Annotated in this window: 25 protein-coding genes; 6 read left to right on the top strand and 19 right to left on the bottom strand. The window is 68.7% G+C overall.

Annotated elements, in window-relative coordinates; all coding sequences use genetic code 11:
• The first annotated feature begins 9 nt into the window (after nucleotides 1-9).
• Nucleotides 10-627, top strand: a complete 618-nt coding sequence (locus tag HEQ22_RS14710) for a riboflavin synthase (protein ID WP_432768593.1) — start codon at nucleotides 10-12, stop codon at nucleotides 625-627.
• A 33-nt stretch (nucleotides 628-660) separates the two neighbouring features.
• Here HEQ22_RS14710 and HEQ22_RS14705 read toward each other — a convergent pair whose 3' ends face one another.
• From HEQ22_RS14705 to HEQ22_RS14680, 6 genes are read right to left on the bottom strand one after another with little or no spacing between them, the layout of a single operon-like run.
• A complete protein-coding gene (locus HEQ22_RS14705) occupies nucleotides 661-1,131 on the bottom strand; it encodes an MmcB family DNA repair protein (RefSeq protein WP_432768592.1) in 471 nt (156 codons plus the stop codon).
• Nucleotides 1,132-1,146: 15 nt separating this feature from the next.
• Nucleotides 1,147-1,692, bottom strand: coding sequence for a single-stranded DNA-binding protein (gene ssb / locus HEQ22_RS14700; RefSeq protein ID WP_432768591.1), 546 nt, complete (start codon nucleotides 1,690-1,692; stop codon nucleotides 1,147-1,149).
• Nucleotides 1,693-1,723: 31 nt separating this feature from the next.
• Nucleotides 1,724-3,595, bottom strand: coding sequence for a ferrous iron transporter B (feoB, locus tag HEQ22_RS14695; RefSeq protein ID WP_432768590.1), 1,872 nt, complete (start codon nucleotides 3,593-3,595; stop codon nucleotides 1,724-1,726).
• Nucleotides 3,592-3,840, bottom strand: a complete 249-nt coding sequence (locus HEQ22_RS14690; RefSeq protein ID WP_432768589.1) for a FeoA family protein — start codon at nucleotides 3,838-3,840, stop codon at nucleotides 3,592-3,594. The genes feoB and HEQ22_RS14690 overlap by 4 nt, the downstream gene beginning before the upstream one ends.
• A 58-nt stretch (nucleotides 3,841-3,898) precedes the next feature.
• Complete coding sequence (locus HEQ22_RS14685; protein ID WP_432768588.1) at nucleotides 3,899-4,564, bottom strand: COQ9 family protein; 666 nt, start codon at nucleotides 4,562-4,564, stop codon at nucleotides 3,899-3,901.
• 5 nt (nucleotides 4,565-4,569) lie between these two features.
• Complete coding sequence (locus HEQ22_RS14680; protein WP_432768587.1) at nucleotides 4,570-5,478, bottom strand: DMT family transporter; 909 nt, start codon at nucleotides 5,476-5,478, stop codon at nucleotides 4,570-4,572.
• 113 nt (nucleotides 5,479-5,591) lie between these two features.
• On the opposite strand from HEQ22_RS14680, the gene HEQ22_RS14675 reads away from it, so the two are divergent.
• On the top strand, nucleotides 5,592-6,677 hold the full coding sequence (locus HEQ22_RS14675; RefSeq protein WP_432768586.1) for an alkene reductase: 1,086 nt from the start codon (nucleotides 5,592-5,594) through the stop codon (nucleotides 6,675-6,677).
• Nucleotides 6,678-6,855: 178 nt separating this feature from the next.
• Here the strand turns inward: HEQ22_RS14675 and HEQ22_RS14670 are convergent, their stop codons facing one another.
• Genes HEQ22_RS14670 through HEQ22_RS14655 form a run of 4 tightly spaced genes read right to left on the bottom strand, consistent with a single transcriptional unit; the run spans nucleotide 6,856 to nucleotide 9,894 of the window.
• Entirely contained in the window at nucleotides 6,856-7,521 is a 666-nt protein-coding gene (locus HEQ22_RS14670) for a hypothetical protein (RefSeq protein ID WP_432768585.1), read from the bottom strand.
• Nucleotides 7,514-7,939: a 6,7-dimethyl-8-ribityllumazine synthase gene (gene ribH, locus HEQ22_RS14665; protein WP_432768584.1), complete on the bottom strand. Its 426-nt coding sequence runs from the start codon at nucleotides 7,937-7,939 to the stop codon at nucleotides 7,514-7,516. Before ribH ends, HEQ22_RS14670 begins: the two co-directional genes overlap by 8 nt.
• Complete coding sequence (ribB, locus tag HEQ22_RS14660) at nucleotides 7,939-9,216, bottom strand: 3,4-dihydroxy-2-butanone-4-phosphate synthase (RefSeq protein ID WP_432768583.1); 1,278 nt, start codon at nucleotides 9,214-9,216, stop codon at nucleotides 7,939-7,941. Before ribB ends, ribH begins: the two co-directional genes overlap by 1 nt.
• A gap of 54 nt (nucleotides 9,217-9,270) precedes the next feature.
• The gene (locus tag HEQ22_RS14655) at nucleotides 9,271-9,894 is read right to left on the bottom strand and encodes an ankyrin repeat domain-containing protein (protein WP_432768582.1); all 624 of its coding nucleotides are present in this window, start codon (nucleotides 9,892-9,894) and stop codon (nucleotides 9,271-9,273) included.
• Between the two features lie 80 nt (nucleotides 9,895-9,974).
• Between HEQ22_RS14655 and HEQ22_RS14650 the strand changes: the two genes are divergently transcribed.
• From HEQ22_RS14650 to HEQ22_RS14640, 3 genes are read left to right on the top strand one after another with little or no spacing between them, the layout of a single operon-like run.
• A complete protein-coding gene (locus tag HEQ22_RS14650; protein WP_432768581.1) occupies nucleotides 9,975-10,619 on the top strand; it encodes an SCO family protein in 645 nt (214 codons plus the stop codon).
• A complete protein-coding gene (locus tag HEQ22_RS14645; protein ID WP_432768580.1) occupies nucleotides 10,616-11,068 on the top strand; it encodes a YcgN family cysteine cluster protein in 453 nt (150 codons plus the stop codon). The genes HEQ22_RS14650 and HEQ22_RS14645 overlap by 4 nt, the downstream gene beginning before the upstream one ends.
• On the top strand, nucleotides 11,049-11,780 hold the full coding sequence (locus HEQ22_RS14640) for a M48 family metallopeptidase (RefSeq protein WP_432768579.1): 732 nt from the start codon (nucleotides 11,049-11,051) through the stop codon (nucleotides 11,778-11,780). The genes HEQ22_RS14645 and HEQ22_RS14640 overlap by 20 nt, the downstream gene beginning before the upstream one ends.
• A gap of 6 nt (nucleotides 11,781-11,786) precedes the next feature.
• On the opposite strand, the gene HEQ22_RS14635 is transcribed toward HEQ22_RS14640, so the two are convergent.
• From HEQ22_RS14635 to HEQ22_RS14615, 5 genes are all read right to left on the bottom strand, one after another.
• Nucleotides 11,787-13,973 (bottom strand): transglycosylase domain-containing protein, encoded by a 2,187-nt coding sequence (locus HEQ22_RS14635; protein ID WP_432768578.1) that lies wholly within the window; start codon nucleotides 13,971-13,973, stop codon nucleotides 11,787-11,789.
• A gap of 59 nt (nucleotides 13,974-14,032) precedes the next feature.
• Nucleotides 14,033-14,452 carry a peptide-methionine (R)-S-oxide reductase MsrB gene (gene msrB, locus HEQ22_RS14630; protein ID WP_432768577.1) on the bottom strand — a complete coding sequence of 140 codons (420 nt, stop codon included), beginning with the start codon at nucleotides 14,450-14,452 and terminating at the stop codon, nucleotides 14,033-14,035.
• Nucleotides 14,453-14,547: 95 nt separating this feature from the next.
• Nucleotides 14,548-15,645, bottom strand: a complete 1,098-nt coding sequence (locus HEQ22_RS14625) for an NAD(P)/FAD-dependent oxidoreductase (RefSeq protein WP_432768576.1) — start codon at nucleotides 15,643-15,645, stop codon at nucleotides 14,548-14,550.
• Entirely contained in the window at nucleotides 15,642-16,307 is a 666-nt protein-coding gene (locus HEQ22_RS14620; protein ID WP_432770890.1) for a methyltransferase domain-containing protein, read from the bottom strand. The genes HEQ22_RS14625 and HEQ22_RS14620 overlap by 4 nt, the downstream gene beginning before the upstream one ends.
• Before the next feature lie 51 nt (nucleotides 16,308-16,358).
• The gene (locus HEQ22_RS14615) at nucleotides 16,359-17,441 is read right to left on the bottom strand and encodes a type III polyketide synthase (RefSeq protein WP_432768575.1); all 1,083 of its coding nucleotides are present in this window, start codon (nucleotides 17,439-17,441) and stop codon (nucleotides 16,359-16,361) included.
• Between the two features lie 107 nt (nucleotides 17,442-17,548).
• On the opposite strand from HEQ22_RS14615, the gene HEQ22_RS14610 reads away from it, so the two are divergent.
• Complete coding sequence (locus tag HEQ22_RS14610; RefSeq protein WP_432768574.1) at nucleotides 17,549-18,064, top strand: DUF4402 domain-containing protein; 516 nt, start codon at nucleotides 17,549-17,551, stop codon at nucleotides 18,062-18,064.
• A gap of 22 nt (nucleotides 18,065-18,086) precedes the next feature.
• Here the strand turns inward: HEQ22_RS14610 and HEQ22_RS14605 are convergent, their stop codons facing one another.
• The 4 genes from HEQ22_RS14605 to HEQ22_RS14590 form a co-directional block, all read right to left on the bottom strand.
• Entirely contained in the window at nucleotides 18,087-18,323 is a 237-nt protein-coding gene (locus tag HEQ22_RS14605; RefSeq protein WP_432768573.1) for a hypothetical protein, read from the bottom strand.
• A gap of 144 nt (nucleotides 18,324-18,467) precedes the next feature.
• Entirely contained in the window at nucleotides 18,468-20,501 is a 2,034-nt protein-coding gene (locus HEQ22_RS14600; RefSeq protein WP_432768572.1) for a 3-hydroxyacyl-CoA dehydrogenase NAD-binding domain-containing protein, read from the bottom strand.
• Between the two features lie 110 nt (nucleotides 20,502-20,611).
• Nucleotides 20,612-21,844 (bottom strand): serine hydrolase domain-containing protein, encoded by a 1,233-nt coding sequence (locus tag HEQ22_RS14595; RefSeq protein WP_432768571.1) that lies wholly within the window; start codon nucleotides 21,842-21,844, stop codon nucleotides 20,612-20,614.
• The gene (locus tag HEQ22_RS14590) at nucleotides 21,841-22,788 is read right to left on the bottom strand and encodes an aldo/keto reductase family protein (protein ID WP_432768570.1); all 948 of its coding nucleotides are present in this window, start codon (nucleotides 22,786-22,788) and stop codon (nucleotides 21,841-21,843) included. Before HEQ22_RS14590 ends, HEQ22_RS14595 begins: the two co-directional genes overlap by 4 nt.
• Between the last annotated feature and the right edge of the window lie 11 nt (nucleotides 22,789-22,799).

Here is a 22,799-nt window from a genome sequence, read left to right as displayed (position 1 = left end):
GGACCCTTCATGTTCACCGGCATCATCACCGACATCGGCACCGTTCGCAGCCGCGAGGATCGCGGCGACGCGCGGCTCGTCATCAGCACCGCCTATGACACCGCGGCCATCGACCTTGGCGCCTCGATCGCCTGTTCGGGCGCGTGCCTGACGGTCGTCGACAAAGGCCGCGACGCACAGGGCGACTGGTTCGCGATCGACGCCAGCGCCGAAACCATCGCCTGCACCGCGCCGGGGATGTGGGACGCCGGACGCCGCCTGAACCTCGAACGCGCGTTGAAGGTCGGCGACGAACTGGGCGGGCATATCGTCACCGGCCATGTCGATGCGGTGGGGACGATCGTGTCGGTGGTGCCGGTCGGCGACAGCGTGACGGTCACTGTCGCGGCGCCCGTCGCGCTGGCCCCGCACATCGCGCCGAAGGGCTCGATCACCGTCGAGGGCGTCTCGCTGACGGTCAACGACGTGACCGACCAGCCCGACGGCAGCGCCCATTTCACCCTCAACATCATCCCGCACACGCAGGCGATGACGACGCTCGACGAAGCGGCGGCAGGGCGGTCGGTCAATCTGGAGATCGATATTCTGGCGCGCTATCTGGCGCGGATGCAGGCGCGGCCAGCCTGACACTCTCTCGTAATGATTATTTTCAGGCGGCGCTTAACCCTCGCCCCACCCCGCCGCAATCTCAGGATCCATCGCTACCATCGACCGCCGCATCGCCAGTCTTCCGACGCGCAGCAGTTCAGCCTTGCGCCGCGCCGGGGCGAGGTTGCAGCTCGCCGCTTCGCGCACCACCGCGGCGCCATAGCGATCCGCGACGATCAAGCCTGAGGTTTCCGGACGATAATCGGGGGTGTCGAGGATCGCCGGGTCGAGCCCCGCCGCCAGCGCCCAGTAAAAATTGTCGCACCAGTCGCAATAGTCGGGCCATTTGCCGTCGCCGTGCAGGTCGGCACGGCTGACCTTGATCTCGACGATGGTGATGTTGCCCCTGGCGTCGATCGCGGTGAGGTCGGTCCGCCGTCCGTTGGGCAGCGGCACTTCGGGGATCGCGACCAGCCCGGCTTGCGCGAACAGCCGGCACACGCCGCGCGCGACGTCCGCGGCGGTGATCGTGTCGCTCAGCATCGCGTCAGTCCATCGTCAGAACGGAACGTCGTCGTCCAGATCGTCGTCGAAGGGCGGACGTCCGCCGCCGCCGCCGCCACCCGAGCCGCCACCGCTCGAGCCGCCGCCGCCCTGGTTCCAGCCGCCGCCCGAACCACCGCCCGAACCGCCGCCATTGCCCCAGCTATCCTCGCCGCCGCCGCCGCCGCGCGATCCGCCGCCACCGCCCGGCGCGCCGTCGAGCATGGTCAGCGTGCCGCCCATGCCCGCGATCACCACTTCGGTGGTATATTTGTCGTTGCCGTCGCGGTCCTGCCATTTGCGGGTGCGCAGGCTGCCCTCGATATAGACTTTCGAGCCTTTTTTCAGGAAGCGTTCGACCACCCCGACCAGCCCTTCGCCGTTGATCACGACATTATGCCATTCGGTGCGTTCCTTGCGCTCGCCGGTCATGCGGTCCTTCCACTGTTCGCTGGTCGCGATGCGGATGTTGGCGATCTTGCCGCCGTTCTGGAACGACTTGATTTCGGGATCGGCGCCGAGGTTGCCGATCAGAATTACCTTGTTGACGCTGCCAGCCATGCCGCTCCGCTCCGCTTGAATGTTGGAAGGATCAGCCGAGCCCGAAGGCGACCGCTGTCCAGTAAGTGATACCAGCAGCGGCATAGGCGAGCGCGAACAAATAGCCAACCATGAACAACGGCCATTTCCACCCATTGGTCTCGCGCCGGGTGATCGCGATCGTCGAAATGCACTGCGGCGCAAAGACGAACCACGCCAGGAACGCCAGCGCGGTGGCGATGCTCCAGCGGCCCTGCAGGCGCTCGCTCAGCGACTGCGCCATCGCTTCTTCGTCGTCGCCTGCCTCGATCGCGTTGGCGGTCGCGAGCGCCGACACCGCGACCTCGCGTGCCGCCATCGCCGGGATCAGCGCCAGCGCGATGTCGTGGTTGAACCCGATCGGCGCGACGACGACCTCCAGCCCGCTCGCGATGCGCCCGGCGACGCTGTAGTCGACCTGGCTCTCTGCGCTGTCCGCCGGCACCTTGGGATAGCTGAGGAGCAGCCACAGCGCGATCGTGGTGACGAAAATGATCGTCCCGGCGCGGCGCAGGAAGATCCACGCGCGCTGCCACAGCGCAATGCCGACATCGCGCAGCCGCGGCCATTGATACCGCGGCATTTCCATCATGAACCCCGCCGCCGTCCCCTTGGCGACGGTCCGGCGCAGCACCAGCGCGACGACCAGCGCCCCGACGATGCCCGACAGATAGAGGCCGAACAGCACCAGCCCCTGCAACCCCACCGGCGATCCGCCGACATTGGTGTTCGGAATGAAGGCGCCGATGATCAGCGTGTAGACGGGCAATCGCGCCGAACAGGTCATCAGCGGCGCGATCAATATCGTCGTCAGCCGGTCCTTCGCATCGGGAATCGCGCGCGTCGCCATGATCCCGGGGACGGCGCAGGCAAAGCTGGAGAGCAAAGGAATGAAGCCGCGCCCCGACAATCCGACCTTGGCCATGATGCCGTCCATCAGGAAGGCGGCGCGGGTCATATAGCCCGAGGCTTCGAGCAGCAGGATGAACAGGAACAGGATCAGGATCTGCGGCAGAAACACGATCACCGACCCGACCCCGCCAAGGATCCCCTCGATGATCAGGCCGCGCAGGAACCCGTCGGGCAGCGCGGCATCGACCGCGCCCTGCAAGGCGGCGATGCCGCCCTCGATCCAGCCGATCGGCGCTTCGGACCAGGCATAGACCCCCTGGAACATCACGAACATCAGCGCGAGCAGGATCAGGAAGCCCAAGGCGGGGTGGAGCAGCACCGAGTCGACGCGCTGGGTCCAGCGGCGCACCGGAGTTTCGGATACGGTCGCGGCGCGGGCGATCGCGCGCGCGCGCTGGTGCAGCGCGGCGTCGGTCGGCGGCGGCGCGGCATGGTCGTGGGTTTCGAGCTGGTGGGTCAGGATCGCGCTGTCGATCGCGGCGAGCAGTTCGGGCAGGCCGCGCTTGCGCACCGCGACGGTCGCGACGACCGGCACGCCGAGTTCACGCGCGAGCCGCTCGGGGTCGAGGGTCAGCCCGTCGCGCGTCGCGAGGTCGAGCATGTTGAGCGCGACCACCGTCGGCAGCCCGAGCGCGATCAGTTCGAGCGCGAAGCACAGATGGTTGTCGAGATTGGCGGCATCGACGACGATCACCAAAGCGTCGGGGCGCTTCTCGCCCGCCTGCTGGCCCAGCACGACGTCGCGCGTCACCGCTTCGTCGGGGCTCGCCGGGGTCAGGCTGTAACTGCCCGGCAGGTCGACCAGCGACAGCGGCCGCCCGTCGGCAAAGCTGGCGTGGCCCGCCTTGCGCTCGACGGTGACGCCGGGGTAATTGGCGATCTTCTGCCGCGCCCCGGTCAGCGCATTGAACAGGCTCGATTTGCCGGCATTGGGGTTGCCGACCAGCGCGATGGTGGGGATCGGACCGGTCATGCCGCGGGCTCGACTTCGATCATCGCAGCCTGGCGGGCGCGGACGATCACCTGCATCCGCCCCACCGTCAGCGCCAAAGGATCGCGCGAAAACAGGCTGCCGCGGTGCAGCGGCGTAACCTCGACCCCCTCCATCAATCCGAATTCGCGCAAGCGGCGCCCCTCGGCCTGCGACATGGCGGTCCAATCGATACGGGAAATGCGCACAGCGACGCCGAGCGGCGCGGAATCGAGCAACTTTATCATTTGCGAGCGATTATCAATAACAGCGGCGCGGCGCCAGCGGTTTATCGGCGCGGCGGGTTCAACGCCCCGGATACCGCAGCCGCCCGACGAAGCGCGCCAGGCTGGGGCGGTCGGTGCCGCGCGCGGCGCGGCGGTGTTTCCAGCCTTCGAAACGCATCACCTGATCGATGCGGCGCCCCAGAAACGCGCGCGTCTCGGCAAAGCCGTCGCTTTCGTCGTTCAGCAGCACCGCCATCGTCGAACCATAGACGGCGCCCAGGATCGCGCGCTTGCTGTAGTGATTATAATCGGTCGCGGTGTCGCCGGCGAGCCGCCACATCAGGTCGGCGGCGCGCCAGCCGAGCCTGGCCGCGTGCGGCGCGTTGGTCGGCAGCGCGAGCAGCGACAGCGCGCGGCGCAGCGATTCGCGATGCGGTGCGATCAGGTCGATGCGCGCTTCGACCAGCGTCGTGATCCGCTCGCGGATCTTCAGCACGGCGAGTTTTTCGGCGGGCCATTTCGCCGCCATCTGCGCGTCGACATCAGCGAACCAGGCATCGACCATGTCGCGCCCACCGCCCGGAAAGGCGAGCCGCGCGACGTCGATATCGACCCCGACCCGCGCCGCCGCGTCGGCGAGCGCGGCGTCGCCGAAGCCGTCGAACGCCGCCGACGCGGCGATCGCCGGCGCGAGCGCGGCGCGAATCTCGTCGAGGGTCGGGTCGGCGGGCAGGATGGAGGCCATGAGCGTCAGATAGGCGCTGTTCGGCGACTCGGCAACCGGATCAGCACCAGCGCCGCGGCGACCATCGCGCCGCCGACGAGGTCGATCGGGCCCAGCGTCTCGCCAAAGATCATCCAGCCCGCGACCGCGGCGACCACCGGCTGGACGAGCAGCGTCAGCCCGATCACGAGCGGCGAAAAGCGCGGCAGCGCCCAGATCAGCAGTCCCTGGCCGACGATCTGGCTCATCAGCGCGAGGACGATCAGCGCGCTCCAGTCGCCGGGCATGATCGTCTCGCCGAACGCCAGCGCGGTGCCGAGCAGGATCGGGATGCCCGCCGCCGACGAAATCGCCAGCGCCGACCACGGCCCGATGTCGCCGCGCACCCGCTGCATCATCAGCACATAACCGGTGTAGAGCGCCCCCGCGAGCAGGCTCAGCAGGTCGCCCGCGAGATAGGCGGGCGAGGCCTCATAGCTTTGCCCCATCAGCAGGAACGATCCCGCGAAGGCGAGCAGGATCGCCGCCGCCTGCCATCCGCGCGGCAAGGTGCGCGCGATCAATATGCCCCACAACACCAGCAACAGGCTGGCGCTGTTGCCGAACAGCGTCGCGTTGGCGACCTTGGTCTGCAGGATGCCGAGATGCCAGGCGGCCAGGTCGAGCCCGAAGAATATCCCCGCGCCGCCGCCGATCCACAGCGCGCGATTCGACGGCGCGCGGCCGCCGGTCTCGCGCCACGCGAGCACCAGCAGGATCGGCAGCGCCAGCGCGAGGCGCCACAGCCCGGCGGCGACCGGCCCGGTGTCGGCGAAACGCACCACCATCGCGGTCAGCGACAGCGCCAGATTGCCGCCGACCAGCGCGGCAAAGGCCCAGCGGTTCACCGTCGCGGCGACCGGCGCGGCGTCCAGGCTTTCGGACTTGTTGGTCATTTAGATTTTCTTTTGCTACCCACCATTGTGCCGGCGCCCGAGCGTTCATAGTTTCGCGGGCCATAGCGGCGGCCGTTCCGGTCGTCGCGAAGAAAGTGGATAGTGGAGGACATATGGCCGTATCGCTTTTCGACCCGATTACCCTGGGCGCCATCGCGGCGCCGAACCGCATCATCATGGCGCCGCTGACCCGCGGCCGCGCCGGGCCGGGCTTCGTGCCCACCGAACTGGCGGTCGAATATTATCGCCAGCGCGCCTCGGCCGGGCTGATCATTTCGGAAGCGACCGGCATTTCGCAGGAAGGGCTCGGCTGGCCGAGCGCGCCGGGGCTGTGGACCGATGCGCAGGTCGAAGGCTGGAAGCCGGTGACCGAGGCGGTGCACGCCGCCGGCGGCCGCATCGTGGCGCAGCTCTGGCACATGGGCCGCCTCGTCCATTCGGTGTTCAACGACGGCAAGCAACCGGTGTCCGCATCGGCGACGCAGGGCGAAGGGCGGGCGCATACCCCGGTCGGGCGCCGCGACCTCGAAGTGGCGCGCCCGCTTGAGCTCGCGGAGATCCCGCGCCTGATCGCCGACTATGCCAAGGCGGCGGAAAATGCGAAGCGCGCCGGGTTCGATGGCGTGCAGTTGCACGGCGCCAACGGCTATCTGATCGACCAGTTCCTGCGCGACAACAGCAATTTGCGCGACGACGATTATGGCGGCCCGGTCGCCAACCGCATCCGGCTGCTGCGCGAAGTGACCGAGGCGCTGATCGGTGTCTGGGGCGCCGACCGCGTGTCGGTGCGCCTGTCGCCCAACGGCAATTCGCAAGGCGTCGACGACAGCAATCCCGAACCGCTGTTCACCGCCGCCGCGTCGGCGCTCGATGCGCTCGGCATCGGTTTCCTCGAACTGCGCGAGCCCGGCCCCGACGGCACCTTCGGCAACACCGAAGTGCCGAAACAGTCGCCCGCGATCCGCCAGGCGTTCAAGGGACCGCTGATCCTCAACAGCGATTACAACGTCGAAAAGGCCGAGGCGGCGCTCGCCAGCGGCGTTGCCGACGCGATCGCCTTCGGCCGTCCGTTCATCGGCAACCCCGACCTTGTCGAGCGCATCCGCACCGGCGCGGAATGGTCGGCCGACAATCCGCAGACCTGGTATTCGCCGGGGGCCGAGGGTTACACCGATTATCCGGCGCTGGTGAACGCGTAAGGCCATATCGATCCTCCCCGTGGCGAAGCGATGGGGAGGTGGCAGCCCGAAGGGTTGACGGAGGGGCTTTGGCGCAACGTCGGCGCCCCTCCACCACCGCCTGCGGCGGCGGTCCCTCTGGCGCTGCGCGCCGTCTGCGACTCCCCCATGGCTCCGCCACAGGGAGGATTCGCTGTGTCTAACTCCGTTCCGCGATCGCCTTGTCGACCAGCCCGGCGCCGATCGGCCCCATGATGTTGCCGCCGAAGCGAAACGCCAGGAAGGCGCCGACGAACAGCACCAGCGGCTCGATGACCATCACCACGAACGCCGCGATCAGCACGACGAAGAACAAGGTCGCGAACCCGCCGCTCAGCACCTGCTGACCCTTGGGACTCAGCTCGATCGTGCGCGGCCCCTTGGCATCCCACCATTTGCCGGTGACGATCGTCTTGCGCTGGCAGCCCACTTGCGGCGCCGGTCGTTCGGCGATGCGCGCGGGCGCGGCGCCGGGCGGCGGCGCCGACCGGTCGCGCGGCGGCGCCTCCGACCAGGGTTTCCGGCTCCGCTCGGCAATCGCCGCGGCAATCCGGCCCTTGTCGCGGTCGCTCGCGGCGTCGGGGCGTTTCTGCTGCGCCGGTGCCGGGCGCGCGCTCAGCCCCGATTCGGCGCGCGCGGCGGCCGACATGTCGGGGGCGGCGCTGGCGCGGGCAGGGCGGATCGGTTCGACGCCGAGCTGGCGGTCGTGCGCGTCCATGCGTTCGGCCGCGCTCAGCGGCACTTTCCCGGTCTCGCTGTCGATCACCACCAGCCGCCCGCCGCGTTCGACGACGGAAAAACGGGCCGGGGGCGGACGATCAACCAATGCCGAATTGTTCCTTCAGGGCCAGCATGGCGATCGCGGCCTTTGCCGCTTCGCCGCCCTTATCCTTGCGCGTCTTGTCGGCGCGCGCAAGCGCCTGTTCTTCATCCTCGACCGTCAATATGCCGTTGCCGATCGCGAGGCCGTCGAGGGTCAGCGCCATGATGCCGCGCGCGCTCTCGTTCGAGACGACCTCGAAATGATAGGTTTCGCCGCGGATCACGACGCCCAGCGCGACATAGGCGTCATAGCGGCCGGTGTCGGCGGCGAGCGAAATCGCCGCGGGCACTTCGAGCGCGCCGGGGACGGTCACCGTCTCGTGGCTGTGGCCTCCGGCGCCCAGCGCGCTGCGCACGCCATCGAGCAGCATGTCGTTCAAATGGCTGTAAAAGCGGGCTTCGACGATCAACACATGCGCCATTATGCGGCCTCCCCCGGGATCGAGCGTTCGCCGACGACCGACAGGCCATAGCCCTCCAGCCCGACCAGATTGTTGTGCGACGGGGTCAGCAATTCCATCGCATGGACGCCAAGGTCGGCCAGGATCTGCGCCCCGATGCCATAGGTGCGCAGGTCCATTCCCCCCGCCGGCGGCGGCACGTCCTCGGCTGCCGCCGATCCGGGCAGCGGCCGCATCAGCATCACGATGACCCCGGCGCCCGCCGCGCCGATCGCTTCCATCGAGCGTTGCAGGCGGCGCTTTTTCGGTCCCGGCCGCCCCATGATATCGTCGAAGATCGACACCGGATGCATCCGCACCAGGGTCACACCGTCGGCGTCGATTGCCCCCTTCTGCAACACCAGATTGACGCTGCCGTCGATCTTGTTGCGATAGGATTTGAGTCGCCAGTCGCCGCCATAATCCGATTCAAACGGATCGTCGGACACGCATTCGACCAGCCGGTCATTGCGGTGGCGATAGCCGATCAGGTCGGCGATCGTCCCGATCTTCAGCCCGTGGCGCCGCGCAAAGGGGATCAGGTCGTCGAGCCGCGCCATCGATCCGTCGTCGTTCATGATTTCGCAGATCACCCCCGACGGGTTGAGCCCGGCCAGCCGCGCGATGTCGACCGAGGCCTCGGTATGCCCGGCGCGCACCAGCACCCCGCCGTCGCGCGCGATCAGCGGAAACACATGCCCAGGGGTGACGATGTCGTCGCGGCCTTTCGACGCATCGATCGCGACCGACACGGTGCGCGCGCGGTCGGCGGCCGAAATGCCGGTGGTCACCCCCTCGCGCGCCTCGACCGAGGTGGTGAAGGCGGTTTCGTGGCGGGTGCCGTTCTGGCGGCTCATCAGTTCGAGCCCCAACTGGTCGACCCGCGCCTTGGTCAACGTCAGGCAGATCAGGCCGCGGCCGTGCGTCGCCATGAAATTGACCGCGTCGGGGGTCGCCATCTGCGCCGGGATGACCAGATCGCCCTCATTTTCGCGGTCCTCGTCGTCGACGAGGATGAACATCCGCCCGTTGCGCGCCTCGGCGATAATCTCTTCGGGCGTGGCCATCGGCGACAGGTCGCTGCCGTGCGCGAGCCAGTTCTCCAGCTTGCGCAGCGTCTCGGCGGTGGGATTCCAGCTGGGCGATTCCAGGTCGCGCAGGCTGTTGGCGTGCAAGCCCGCGGCGCGCGCGAGGCCGGAGCGCGACATGCTGCCGTCGTCGACGATGGCGCGGATACGGTCGATAAGTTGCATGGACATGCGCCCACTTTTCACATCGCAGTGTGATTGTCAATTCACTTATCACATTGACGCTCAATTGGGGCCGAAAGTCGCCCCCGGTTCGCGCAGTGGCGCATCGCCCTTCGCGTCGAGCAGCGCGACGATCTGGCCGCTGCGGTCGTCGCGCTTGGCATAATCGCGCGCCGACATGCCTGCGATATGATCGGCCTTGTCGGGGTTGGCGCCGTTGCGGACGAGCAGGCGCACCATCGCGACGTTTTTTGCCTGCACCGCCAGCACGAGCGCGGTTTCGCCGCGCCGGTTGGCCTGGTCGACCGGCGCCTTGTGCTTGAGCAGCTCTTCGGCGCCGTCGGTGAAGTTGAGCAGCGCGCTGTGCATCAGCGGCGTCATGCCCTGTCGGTCGCCGATCGATGGATCGGCATCCTTGTCGAGCATGAAACGCAGCCAGGTGCCGTCGCGGCGCTTGGTGACGATCGCCAGCGCGGTTTCGCCGCTGGTGGGATGGCGCGTGTTGATCAGCGTTGCATCGTCTTTCAGCGCGTCGGTCGCCTTGGTCCCGTCGCGGTCGTCGACCGCCTGCAGGAACGCATAGCCGCCGCGGAACTGCGCCATCGCGGGCGTGGTACCCAGGGCGGCGATCGCCGTGGCGGGGACGAGGAACAGGGCGGCAAGGCGGATATCCGCGCGTCGGAACATGGTGGGCGACCCCCGAAACATCGTCGCGACGGCGACGACAAAGGTTGATTTTCGGCAGCTAGCCGACCAAGGCTGGCTGCATGATGAATATCGCAATTATGGGGCAAAAGCTGGCGCGTGCAAGCCTGCTGCTCGCATGCGGCCTCGCGCTCGCCGGGTGCGACGGCCCGGCTGCGGCGCCGCCCGCCACCCCGCCGCTCGAGGGCGCGCGCATCGGCGGCCCCTTCACGCTGACCGATCAGGACGGCAACAGCGTCAGCGACACCGACTTTGCCGGTCGCTACCGTCTCGTCTATTTCGGCTACAGCTTTTGCCCCGACATCTGCCCGGTCGACCTGCAAAAACTGATGCGCGGGCTGGCGCAATTCGAAAAGACCGACCCGGCGCTCGGCGCGAAGATCCAACCGCTGTTCGTGACCGTCGATCCCGCACGCGACACGCCCGCGGCGCTCAAACCCTTCGTCGCGCGCTATCATCCGCGCCTGCTCGGCCTCACCGGCACCCCCGAACAGATTGCGGCGGTCGCGAAAGCCTTCGTCGTCACCTACAACAAGGTCGAAGGCTCGGCGCCCGACCGCTATCTGATGGCGCACAGCCAACTCGCCTTCCTGATGGGCCCCGACGGCAAGCCGCTGGCGCTGCTGCCGCTCGACGACCCGGCGACCGACGTCGACGAAGGCGCGCCCGACAAGGTCGCCGCCGAGCTGGCGAAGTGGGTGGCGTGAAGCAAGGTCCGGCCGATCATGGCCGCCCTTTCTGGGAAGCGCCGCTCGCCACGCTCGACGCCGGGCAGTGGGAAGCGCTGTGCGACGGCTGCGGCAAATGCTGCCTCCACAAGGTGGAGGACGAAGATACGGGGCGCATCTACCCGACCAATGTCGCGTGCCGCATGCTCGACCTCAAGACCGCACGCTGCGGCGATTACACACGTCGCCGCCGTCATGTTCCCGACTGCCTGACGCTGACCAAGGCCAAGGTCGCGGACATCGAATGGCTGCCGCAAAGCTGCGCCTATCGCCTGCGCGCCGAAGGGCAGCCGCTGCCCGAATGGCATTATCTGATCAGCGGCGATCGCGACGCCGTCCACCGCGCCGACCAGTCGATCCGCGGCTGGACGGTCAGCGAGGATGTCGCGGGACCGCTGGAAAATCACCTTGTCGAGCGTATCGTTTGATCCCGCGGGCGACGGCCCGCACATCCGGGTCGGCGACACGGCGTGGCCGGTGCGGCTTGTCCATCACGCCCAGTCGCGCCGCTATCGCCTCGTCTTCGACGGCGCACGCGGCGAACTGCGGCTGACGCTGCCGCGCCGCGCCAGCGCCGCGCGCGCGCTCAAATGGGCGAGCGAGCAGCAGGACTGGCTGGCGCAGCAGGTCGGCAAGGCGGCCGCACCGGTGCTGATCGCGCCCGGTGCCCGCCTGCCGCTGTTCGGGATCGACCGGTGCATCGCATGGGACGCGGCGGCGCCGCGCGCGGTGCGGCTCGACGGCGATACATTGCGCGTCGGCGGCCCCGCCGAGAGCCTCGGCCGCCGGCTCGAGCGTTGGCTGAAGGCCGAGGCGCTGACGCTGCTCGAACGCGAAAGCCGCCAGATCGCCGCGCGGGCGGGGCTTGCGGTCGGCCGCGTCGGGGTCGGCGATCCGCGCAGCCGCTGGGGCAGTTGCACCCACGGCGGCGACCTGCGCTACAGCTGGCGCCTGGTCATGGCGCCCGATCATGTCCGCCGCGCGACCGTCGCGCACGAGGTCGCGCATCTGCGCCACATGGACCATGGCGCCGATTTTCATGCGCTGGTCGACACGCTCCACGACGGCGATGTCGCCGCGGCGCGCGGCTGGCTGCGCCGCGAAGGCCGCGGCCTGCACCGCTACCGTTTCACCGCCTGAGCGTCGCTATTCGTCCTCGCCGGCTGCCGGGCGCGGCGGTGTCGTGCGCACCACTGCCGGTGCCGGGGCTCGGGCCGGCGGGCTCGCGCGCGGCGCGGTAGCCGGATCGGGTGGTGGGCGACGCCCGGTCTGCTCCTCGATCCAGCGCTGGTCGAGCACCGGGCCGTCATCGGCCGGCGGCGGCGCGACCGGCATGTCGTCGCCAGGCTCGATCAGCGGCGGGCGGGTGTCATAGGGCAGCTCGATCGGCATGCCATTTTCGTCGACCAGACCCTCTTCGCCCGGCTCGCCCATATAGGCTTCGCCCTCGTCCTCGAGCTGCCATTCGGGCAGCACGACTTCGGTGTCGAAGTTTTCGACCGGCCGCCGCGCGACCGCGACGCGCATATAGTCGGCAAAGGCCTGCGCCGGGGCGCGGCCGCCTTGCAAACCGCCGACCGCTTTCGCATCGTCGCGGCCCATCCACACCCCGGTGGTCAGCCCGCTCGAAAAGCCCAGGAACCAGCCGTCCTTGTTGCTCGTCGTGGTGCCGGTCTTGCCCGCGACCGGTCGCCCTATCTGTGCCGCGCGGCCGGTGCCGGTGTTGACCGCGGTCTGCAGCAGGTCGGTGATTCCCGCCGCGACCCAATTGTCGACCAGCACCTGCCCACGCTCGGCGGGACGCTGGTAGAGCAGGCGGCCGTCGGCGGTGGTCACCTTGGTAATGCCATAGGGCTGCACCGACACGCCCTTTCGCGCCACCGCGGCAAAGGCGGTGGTCAGGTCGATCACCCTCACTTCGGCGCTGCCCAGCACCATCGAGGGATGGGTGTTGACCGGGGTGGTGATGCCAAAGCGCCGCGCCATGTTGGCGACCGACGAATAACCGATCTCGTCGCCCAGCTTCGCCGCGACGGTGTTGACCGAATAGGCAAAGGCGCTGCGCAGATCCATCGCACCGGCAAAGCGCCCCGACGAGTTGCGCGGGCTCCACCCGTTGATCGTCACCGGCTCGTCGACCACTTCGTCATCGACCTTATATCCCGCCTCGAGCGCCGCCAGATACACGAACAACTTCCACGCCGATCCCGGCTGGCGCACCGCCTGCGTCGCGCGGTTGTAATTCGACGTCACATAATCGGTGCCGCCGATCATCGCGCGCACCGCGCCGTCGCGGTCGAGCGAGACCAGCGCACCCTGCACCCCGCGGGGGGTGTTGGCCTGGATCGCCGCGGTCGCCGCGCGCTGCATGCCGAGGTCGATCGTCGTGTAGACGTCGAGCGCTTCGCTGCCTTCGTCGATCAGCAGGTCGAGCTGCGGCAGCGCCCAGTCGCTGAAATAACGCGCGCTGTTCTGGCCCGTCTCCTGCGCCAGCTGGACGTCCGCGGGTTTGGCGCTGTCGGCCTGCGCCTGGGTGATGACCCCGGCGTCGACCATCACGCTCAGCACCACGCCGGCGCGTCCGAGCGCCGCCTGGGCGTCGGCGGTCGGCGAATAGCGCGACGGTGCTTTCACCAGCCCGGCGACCACCGCCGCCTCGGACAGCGACATTTCGGTCGCGCTATGCCCGAAAAAGCGCCGCGACGCCGCGTCGATGCCATAGCTGCCGCCGCCGAAATACACTTTGTTCAGATACAGTTCGAGCAGCTCGTCCTTCGAGAATTTCCACTCGAGCGCCATCGCCAGCACGCCTTCGCGCAGCTTGCGTCCGACGGTGTAGCTGTTCGACAGAAAGATGTTGCGCGCCAGCTGCTGGGTGATCGTCGAGGCGCCCTGCATCCGCCGCCCCGACCCGTAATTTTCGACCGCAACGACGCCCGCGCGCGCCAGGCCGACGGGATCGATGCCGGGGTGATAGCGAAAGCGCCGGTCCTCGACCGCGACCATCGCATCTTGCATCACCTGCGGGGTTTCGCGCAGCGTCAGCCAGCGGCCGTAGTTGGGGCCGAGCGACAGGAATACCGTGCCGTCGGCGGCGCGGACGCGAATCGTCTGCCCCGCCGGCGATTTTTTCAGCTCTTCGTAACTCGGCATCCGCTGCACCGCGATCGCCACCGCAACCCCCAGCGCGACCGCGCCGACGAGCGCGAGGCCAAGGAACCAGCGGATCAGCCGCCGCAACCAGACGCGCCAGCGCGGCGGCTCGCCCGCAGCGCTCCGCTGGCCCGAAGTCGACGATGTCCTGGACGAAGCCTGCTTACGTTCGCGGCGCAAAACTGTGTATTCCTTCCCTCGCTGCGCCCCTGTACGCGTCAGCCCGCTCAGGGCCGATGTCAGCCCTTGTCGGTGCCCGTGTCATCCGGCGCGCGCTCGGCGAAGTCAAGCGCCGCGCTGTTGATGCAATAGCGCAGCCCCTCGGGGCCCGGCCCGTCGGGAAAGACATGGCCCAGATGACCTTCGCACTTCGCACAGCGCACCTCGGTGCGCACCATGCCGTGGCTGGTATCGGTCAGTTCGGCGACCGCACCGCCCTCGGCGGGCGCGGTGTAGCTCGGCCAACCCGACCCGCTGTCATATTTGGTCCGGCTGTCGAACAGCGGCGCGCCGCACCCGGCGCAGCGATACATGCCGTCGCCCTTGTGATCGGTATATTTGCCGGTGAAGGCGCGCTCGGTGCCGCCTTCGCGCAGGACGTGGTGCGCCATCGGATCGAGTTGGCTGTCGCGTTCGCGGTCGGTTTCGGGATCGGTCATCGGTGATGCTCCTTGGGGCGCTACGCGAAAAGCGGGCGGCGCCGGTTTGTCCACAATATCGGTCCGAAGCGGCGGTGCTGCAAGCCCTCGCGGTCTCAGTTCATCCGGGTGCCGCGCGACACCAGCCGCGTCGCGGCGGGAAACGCCCGCGCCAGGCCGACCAGCGCCGCGGCGCTCGCCGGCGCTTCGCCCAGCCGCCAGACCAGGTTGGCGATCGCAAAGGGCCGGCGCATCCGCGCCGCGAGCTGCGCCTGAAAAGCGGACGCGGCCGCGGGGCCCCCGCGCTGCCACGCCGTCACCGCGGCTTCGGCGCTCGCCAGCGCCACCCCCATGCCCTCGCCCGCGAGGCTCGGGATCACCCCGGCCTGATCGCCGAGCCGGAACAGCCCGGGCGGCGCAATATCGGTGCGCCAGCCATAGGGGACATGCCCGATGGCATCGATGGTTTGGCGCCAGTCGGCGTGGGCGAACCGTTCGCCAAGCCGGGGATGTGTGTCGCCGAGCGCGCGCAGCAGCGCTTCGGGCGCGCCACCGGCTTCGTCGAGCCGCGACTTATGAACCGCGAGGCAAAGGTTCGCGCTGCCATCCTCCTGCCGCACCAGCCCGGCATAGCCGCGGTCGAACAGGTGCAGCTCGACGGCGTCGCCGACCAGCCGGTCCAGCGCCGCGCCCGACGGCAAACGCAGCCGCAGCCCCATCACCGGGTCGGCCTGCTGCCACTTCGCAGCGTCGCGCGGCAGCCCGCGAAAGCCGTGCTTGCCCGCGGCAAGAAAGCGTGCGGGCGCGCGCAGCACCGCGCCGTCGCGCGTCTCGATGCCGCCGTCGGCCAGCGCGGTCGCGTGCACGCCGCGCTCGAACCCCGCCCCCTCGGCGACCGCCGCCGCCTGCAACAGCGTGTCGAGCCGGCGGCGCGACACCCCCATCGCCGCGTCGGGCAAAGTGGTTTCGCTGGTCTGCCGTCCGGCGAACAGCCGCACGCGGCGCACCACTTGCCCGCCGAGCGTCGCGGCGCCGATCCCAAGCGCGTCAAGCCGCGCGAGCGTCTGCCAGCTCAGGAACCCGCCGCACAGCGCGTCGCCGGTCTCGCGCGTCCGCTCGAGCAACAGCACCGCAGCACCGCGGCGCGCGAGCCGCACCGCCGCCGCTGCGCCCGCCGGCCCGGCGCCGATAACGATCGCCTCGGCGCCGCTCACCGGACCCGCTCGACGCACAGCCGCCAGGGAAAGCTGCGAAAAATGCGGCACGCGCCGGCGCTGTAGGGCAGCGCGTCGGCCAGCATGGCGCGCCACTCGTGCGGGCGAAAGCTGCGCCCGACCGACAATTGACCGTCGCGCCGCACGATCGGGTCGACCAGCGCGAGGGTCGCGAGCAGCGGATAGCCGGCGAACGGCAGGCGGTGGCGGTGGAGGTCGTTGACCAGCCAGCCGCGCGCGCTTTTGCCGTCCATGAAGCGCAGAAATTCGTGGCGTTCGGCGGCTGTCATATGATGGGTGACCAAGCTGGAGAGGACGATGTCCCACTCCTGCCCGGCGAGATCGCGATAATCGCCGGTGACCAGCTTTGCCCGGTCGCCCAGCCGCGCCGCCGCGACCGCCGCGCTCTTGGGGTTGAGGTCGACCCCGACCAGGTCGAGCGCGACGCCGCGTGCCGCGCCCCAGCGCGCGATCCGCCCCAGCATGTCGCCGCTGCCGAAACCGACATCCAGGATCCGCCACGCCCGCGCCGCGCCCCCGCGCGCCCGAACCCGGTCCAGAAAGCCGAGCGTCGGCCGCGCTGCCAGCGTCAGCGCGTTGATCCGCGACAGGTCGGCGAGCACCCTGGCATAGCGCTCCGGCGACAGGTCGGCGGCGTCCATCTCCTCCTCGGCCGCGATCGGCGTGCGCAGGCTGGCGAAGGGGGTCACCGTCTATGGGGCCTCGGGGGCGGTGAAGCGGATCGCTTCGGCGGCGAGGCCGGGGCCGAACGCGATGGCGACGCCGTCGCCACTCGCGCCACGTGCCATCATCTCGGCGAGCACGAACAGGATCGTTGCCGACGACATGTTGCCGAACTGTGCCAGCACCGCGCGGCTGTCGGCGAGTGCCTCGGGGGCGACCGCGAGCGCCTGTTCGACCGCGTCGAGCACCGAGCGCCCGCCGGCGTGGACCGCGAGCAATGCGGGGGGATCGCCCGCGCCGAACAGCCGCGCGCGCACCGCAGGATCGGCCAGCGCCTCGCGCAGCCGGCCGGGCACCTCGCCCGACAATTGCATCGCAAAGCCGGTGTCGCCGATGTCCCAGCGGATCAGGTCGGCGCTGCCGGGCAGCGCGAGGCTGATCCCTTCGCCGAGCGTCAGGCCGATGGGGTCGGCCGAGACGATCCCCACCGCGGCGCCGTCGCTGAACTGCAGCATCGCGAGCAGCGGCTCGGGCTGATCGGCGAGCTGGAGGTGCAGGGTCGACAGCTCGACGCTGACCACCAGCACCACCGCGCCGGGTTCGGAGCGGACGATGTGCCTCGCGGTGCGCAGTGCGGTGATCCCGGCGTAGCAGCCCATGAAGCCGATCAGCACCCGCTCGACAGCAGGCGACAGGCCCAGCCGCTCGGCGATGATCTGGTCGATGCCGGGCGCGACGAAACCGGTGCAGCTTGCGACGACGATATGGGTGACCCGCGCCGGGTCGCACGCGGCGCCGAGCCGGTCGATCGCCGCCATTGCAAGCGCCGGGGCATGGTCGGCATAGGCTGCCATGCGCGCCGAGGTGGGGGGCAGGCCGGCGACGTCGTAGAATCCGCCCGCCGCGACGGGCGAGCCGCCATCCGATGTGGGGGGCAGCACCGACCAGCGATGCGCAATTCCCGACCGCGCCGCCATTCGCGCAAAGACCGCGCGGACGCGCTCGTCGGCAAGGCGCGGCACCGCCCAGTCGATGAACGCCTGGTGGATGTCGTGGCCCGGCACCGCGGTGGCGAGGGCGTTCAGCCGGGGGGACGGCGGGGGCATGGTCATGGCGTCCGTTTGAAGGAAAAGCCGGTGGGTGGCCAGCGGATTAGGGCCGCCACCCTGACGCCCCAGCGGCTTTACCTCAGCTTAACCATGACCCGGCTATCGCCGTAATGGTGAAACTGCGTCTTTTCCTTGGTTTCGTGCTGGCGCTCGCCGGTTCGCCGGCGGCGGCGCAGTGCCTGCTCTGCGCCCCCGATGCGGGCGCGAGCAGCGTATCGGCGCGCACCACCGCGACGCCGCTGCGCGTCGAGGTCGAAACCCAGCTCGACATGGGCCGCGTCGCAGTCGGTGCCATGGGCGGCGAGGTCGAGATCGACCCGCGCTCGGGCGCGCGCCGCCTGCGCGGCGACGTCGTCGATCTCGGCGGTTTTGCGCTGACGGGGGTGGTCACGGTGCGCGGCGAACCCGGCGCCGCGGTGCGCGTCATGCTGCCCGCAACGGTCGATCTGGAAAGCGGTCATGGCCGCAGCGCGCGCGTCGCCGGCCTTGTCACCGACCTGTCGCCAGACCCGCGCCTCGGCCCCGACGGCCGGCTGGTCTTCCGTTTCGGCGGCCGCCTCCAGATCGCCGGGCTCGACGACGGCGACTATCGTGGGCGGATTCCGGTCACGGTCGAATATCAATAGCCGCGGCGGCCGATCGCCCGCGTCAATAGAAGTCGGCGGTATCGCCGCCATCGCGCCGTTCGCCGCGATGCACCGCCAGCGGTGCGTCCCTCGTGCCCGACCGCACTTCGATGCGGCCATCGACGCGGCGTATTTCGGCCGGCGCCACGATCCGCGCGCGCGCGACCGCTACCGCCGACGCCGGCTGCGACGGGGCCGGCGCGGCCGCGGGGGCGCTGGCGGCAAGGATCAGGGCGGCGACGAGGGACATGGCATTCATGCTCTGCCCTAACGGCAGGTCCTGCCAGCATCTTAACCCTGAATCGCAGCTTTTTGGCCACCATGATTACCGCGTCGCGGCAAAGCAAAGGCCGCCTGCCCCGCATCGGGACAGACGGCCTCGCGTTTCCTGCCGGACGGCGGTTTAGAAGCCGCTCTTCGCCTCGGCTTTTTCCTTCAGCAGCGGCGCCACGTCGAAGCCGTGCTTTTCCAGCGCTGCGACAATTTTGTCGGTGCCTTCCAGCCCGGCCCAGAACATCGGGCCGCCGCGATAGACCGGCCAGCCATAGCCATAGATCCACACGACATCGATGTCGCTCGCGCGCTGCGCCTTGCCTTCGGACAGGATCAGCGCGCCTTCGTTGACCATCGGGTACAGGGTGCGCTCGATGATCTCCTGATCGGTGATGTCGCGCTTTTCGACGCCCGACTTGGCGCGGAATTCCTCGATGATCTCGGCGACCCGCGGGCTTTCGCTAGGCGTGCGCTTTTCGTCATAGTCATAGAAGCCCGCCTGCTTCTTCTGGCCCCAGCGGCCCTCGGCGGCGAGCGCGTCGCGGATGCTTTCGATGCGGTTGGGGTCGCGGTGCCAGCCGATGTCGACCCCGGCGAGGTCGCTCATCTGGAACGGCCCCATCGGCATTCCGAATTCGACATGGACCTTGTCGACCTGCGCCGGCGTCGCGCCTTCCATCAACAGCTTCATCGCTTCCAGCTGGCGGGGTTTCAGCATCCGGTTGCCGATGAAGCCGTCGCAGACGCCGGCAACCACCGCGACCTTGCCGATCTTCTTGCCGATCGCCATCGCCGTCGCCAGCGCGTCGGGCGCGGTCTTGTCGCCGCGCACGACCTCGAGCAGCTTCATGACATTGGCGGGCGAGAAGAAATGCATGCCCAGCACGTCGCCGGGGCGGCTGGTCGCGGTCGCGATCTCGTCGACGTCGAGGTAGCTGGTGTTCGACGCCAAGATCGCGCCGGGCTTTGCAATTGTGTCGAGCTTGCCGAAGATGTCCTTCTTGACGTCCATATTCTCATAGACCGCCTCGATGATCAGGTCGCAGTCGGCAAGCGCGTCGAGCTCAAGCGACGGGGTGATCAGCCCCATCATCGACTCGACCTGTTCGGGCTTGAACCGGCCCTTGGCGGCGGAGGCGTCGTAATTCTTGCGCACGACGCCCAGCCCGCGGTCGAGCGCGTCCTGCTGCATTTCGACGATCGTGCACGGGATGCCCTTTTGCAGAAAGTTCATCATGATGCCGCCGCCCATCGTGCCGGCGCCGATGATGCCAACCTTCTTCACGTCGCGTAGCTGGGTGTCCTTGGGCAGGCCGTCGATTTTGGCGGCCTGGCGTTCGGCGAAGAAGATGTGGCGCTGCGCCGCCGACTGACTGCCGAACATCAGCTTCATGAACTGTTCGCGCTCGAAGGCGAGGCCTTCCTCGAACGGCAGCCGCGTCGCCGCCTCGACGCAGGCGAGGTTGGCATAAGGCGCCTCGAACCCGCGCCAGCGCTTGGCGTTGGCGGTCTTCAGCTTCTCGATGACGGCAACATCGCCGAACACCGGGCGTTCGCGCGTCGGGCGCGGACCGTCGGCGATCTTGGCGTGCGCAAAGGCGATGGCGTCGGCGGCCAGGCTGTCCTCGCCCGCGAGTTCGTCGACCAGGCCGAGCTCCTTCGCCTTGGCGGCGGGCAGCGGGTCGCCGGTCGAGGTCATCGTCGCCGCGGCTTCGACGCCGACGACGCGCGGCAGGCGCTGGGTGCCGCCCGCGCCGGGCAGCAGGCCGAGCTTCACTTCGGGCACGCCGAGCTTGGCCGACGGCACCGCGATACGGTAATGGCAGACGAGCGCGGTTTCGAGCCCGCCGCCGAGCGCGGTGCCGTGGATCGCCGCGACCACAGGCTTGGTTGCCGCTTCAATGCTGTTGAGCACCGCGTTGAAATCGGGACCGCGCGGCGGCTTGCCGAATTCGCTGATGTCGGCGCCCGCGATGAAAGTGCCGCCGGCGCAGCGCAGCACGATCGCCTTGACGCTGTCGTCACCAAGCGCGGCGGCGAAATTGTCTTCGAGGCCCTGCCGGACGTGCCAGCTCAGCGCGTTGACCGGCGGGTTGTTGACGATGATGACGGCGATTTCGCCGTCCTTTTCCATCGTGACGGACACGGGGGTTTCTTCGGACATTTCAGGCTCCTTAAAGTGATTCCGTTCGCTTCGAGCGAAGTCGAGAAGCGTCTAGCGCGGCGCTCGGCGTGTCTCGACGTCGCTCGACACAAACGGAGGTGGTTTCAAATTCAATCGTCGATCGCGGCGTGGACGAGCGTCTTCACCTCGCGCCGCACGGGATAGGTGGAGGAGGGCATCAGCTGAGTCATGAACACCATGCAAATCTCTTCGACTGGATCGACGAAGAAGCCGGTCGAGAACATGCCGCCCCAATAATAGTCGCCGACCGATCCGGGGGTCATCGTCTGCGCCGGGCTTTCGTTGACCGCAAAGCCGAGTCCGAAACCGACCCCGGCATTTTCGGCCTCCGAAAAAATGCCGACGCTGTGCTCGACCAGGTCGCCGCCGCCGACGAGGTGGTTCGCGGTCATCAGGTCGAGCGTCTTGCGGCTGACGATGCGCGTGCCTTCCAGCGCGCCGCCGCCGAGCAGCATCAGGCAGAAGCGGTGATAGTCGGCGAGCGTCGAGACGAGCCCGCCGCCGCCCGAATGGAAGCTGCGATCCTTCGCCCAGCGGCTCTTGTCGCCGCTGTCGAACGGCTTCATCTTCTCGGTGGGGTGAAAGGCATAGCAGTCGGTCAGGCGGTGCTGCTGGTCGGCGGGCACCTTGAACCCGGTATCGACCATGGCGAGCGGGCCAAAGAGGCGCTCCTGCAACACGTGCGCGAACGGCTTGCCCTCGATGCGCTCGATCACCGCGCCGAGCACGTCGGTCGCCATCGAATAATTCCAGTGCGCGCCGGGATCGAACTGGAGCGGGATTTTCGCCAGGTCGGCGATGAAACTGTCCATCGTGTAATCGGCGTCGAAATCGTCGATCCGCATTTTCCGGTACGCGGCGTCGACCGGGGTGCGCTCCTGAAAGCCATAGGTCAGCCCCGCCGTGTGGCGGAGCAGATCGACCATACGGATCGGCTGCGTCGGCGGGCGGGTCAGGAACGGGACATTGCCGCCGCCGGCGACGAACACCCCGGTATCCTTGAACTCGGGGCAGAACTTCACCAGCGGATCGCTCAGCGCCACCTTGCCCTCTTCGACCAGCATCATGAAGGCGATGCTGGTGATCGGCTTGGTCATGCTGGCGATACGAAAGATCGCATCGTCCTTCAGCGCTTCGCCGGGCCGCGCCTCGCCGATGAGCGATTGGTGGACGATCTCGCCGCGCCGCGACACGAGCGTCGCGGCGTGCGGCAGCCGTCCGGTATCGACATATTTGGCGGCGAGGAAGGCGGGGATGCGGTCGAGCCGCGTCCGCGACATGCCCGCTGACGCTTCCGCGTTTCCGCTGCGGCCGTGCATCATGACAGGCGTACTCCTTCGAGGATGGCGGCGGCCTTGTTCAGCAGCGCCGGGTCGATGTCGAGGCCGCTCGCGGCGGCATTGTCGCGGACCTGCTCGGGGCGGCTCGCGCCGACGATGACGCTGGTCATGCCGGGCTGCGCGAGCAGCCAGGCGATCGCCAGCTGCGCCATGCTGCACCCCGCCTCGCCGGCCAGCGGGCGCAGTTGCTGCACCGCCTCGAGCACGTCCTCGGCGAGATAGCGTTCCATGAAATGCTGGTCCTCGCTCGTCGCGCGGCTGCCGTCGGGGGGCGGGGTGCCGGGCAGATATTTGCCGCTGAGCACGCCCATCGCGAGCGGCGACCAGACGATCTGGCCGATGCCGTGTCCCATGCTGACCGGGATCACCTTGGCCTCGGGACGGCGATAGAGCAGGCTGTACTGCGGCTGGCTCGACACGAATTTGACGTTGGGCGGGCACAGGGCCAGCGCCGCCTCGATCTGTTCGGGCGCCCATTCGGAAAAGCCGATCGCGCGCGCCTTGCCGCTGCGCACGACGTCGGACAGCGCCTCCATCGTTTCCTCGAGCGGGGTGTCGGGGTCGTAGCGATGGCATTGATACAGGTCGACATAGTCCGTCTGCAGCCGCGTCAGGCTGGCGTCGATCTGCTTTGCGATCTGGGCGCGGCTCAGCCCCTTGTTCCGGTCCGACATCGGAAAGAAGACCTTGGTCGCCAGCACATAGGAATCGCGTTTCCGGCCCGCCAGCGCGCGGCCGAGAAATTCTTCGGCGGCGCCGCGGCCATAGACGTTGGCGGTGTCGATGAAGTCGATCCCGACGTCGAACGCCGCGTCGAGGCAGGCGCGCCCGGCGCTGTCGTCGACCCCGACTCCATAGGTCAGCCAGCTGCCGAGGCAGATTTCCGAAACGCGGATGCCGCTGTCGCCAAGGTCGCGATATTGCATGCGTTCGCCTT

Origin of the sequence: Sphingopyxis sp. (assembly GCF_050916055.1) — a bacterium.
Taxonomy (GTDB): Bacteria; Pseudomonadota; Alphaproteobacteria; order Sphingomonadales; family Sphingomonadaceae; genus Sphingopyxis.
The sequence above is the reverse complement of the archived record's forward strand: the minus strand, read 5'-3'. Positions and strand labels throughout refer to the sequence as shown.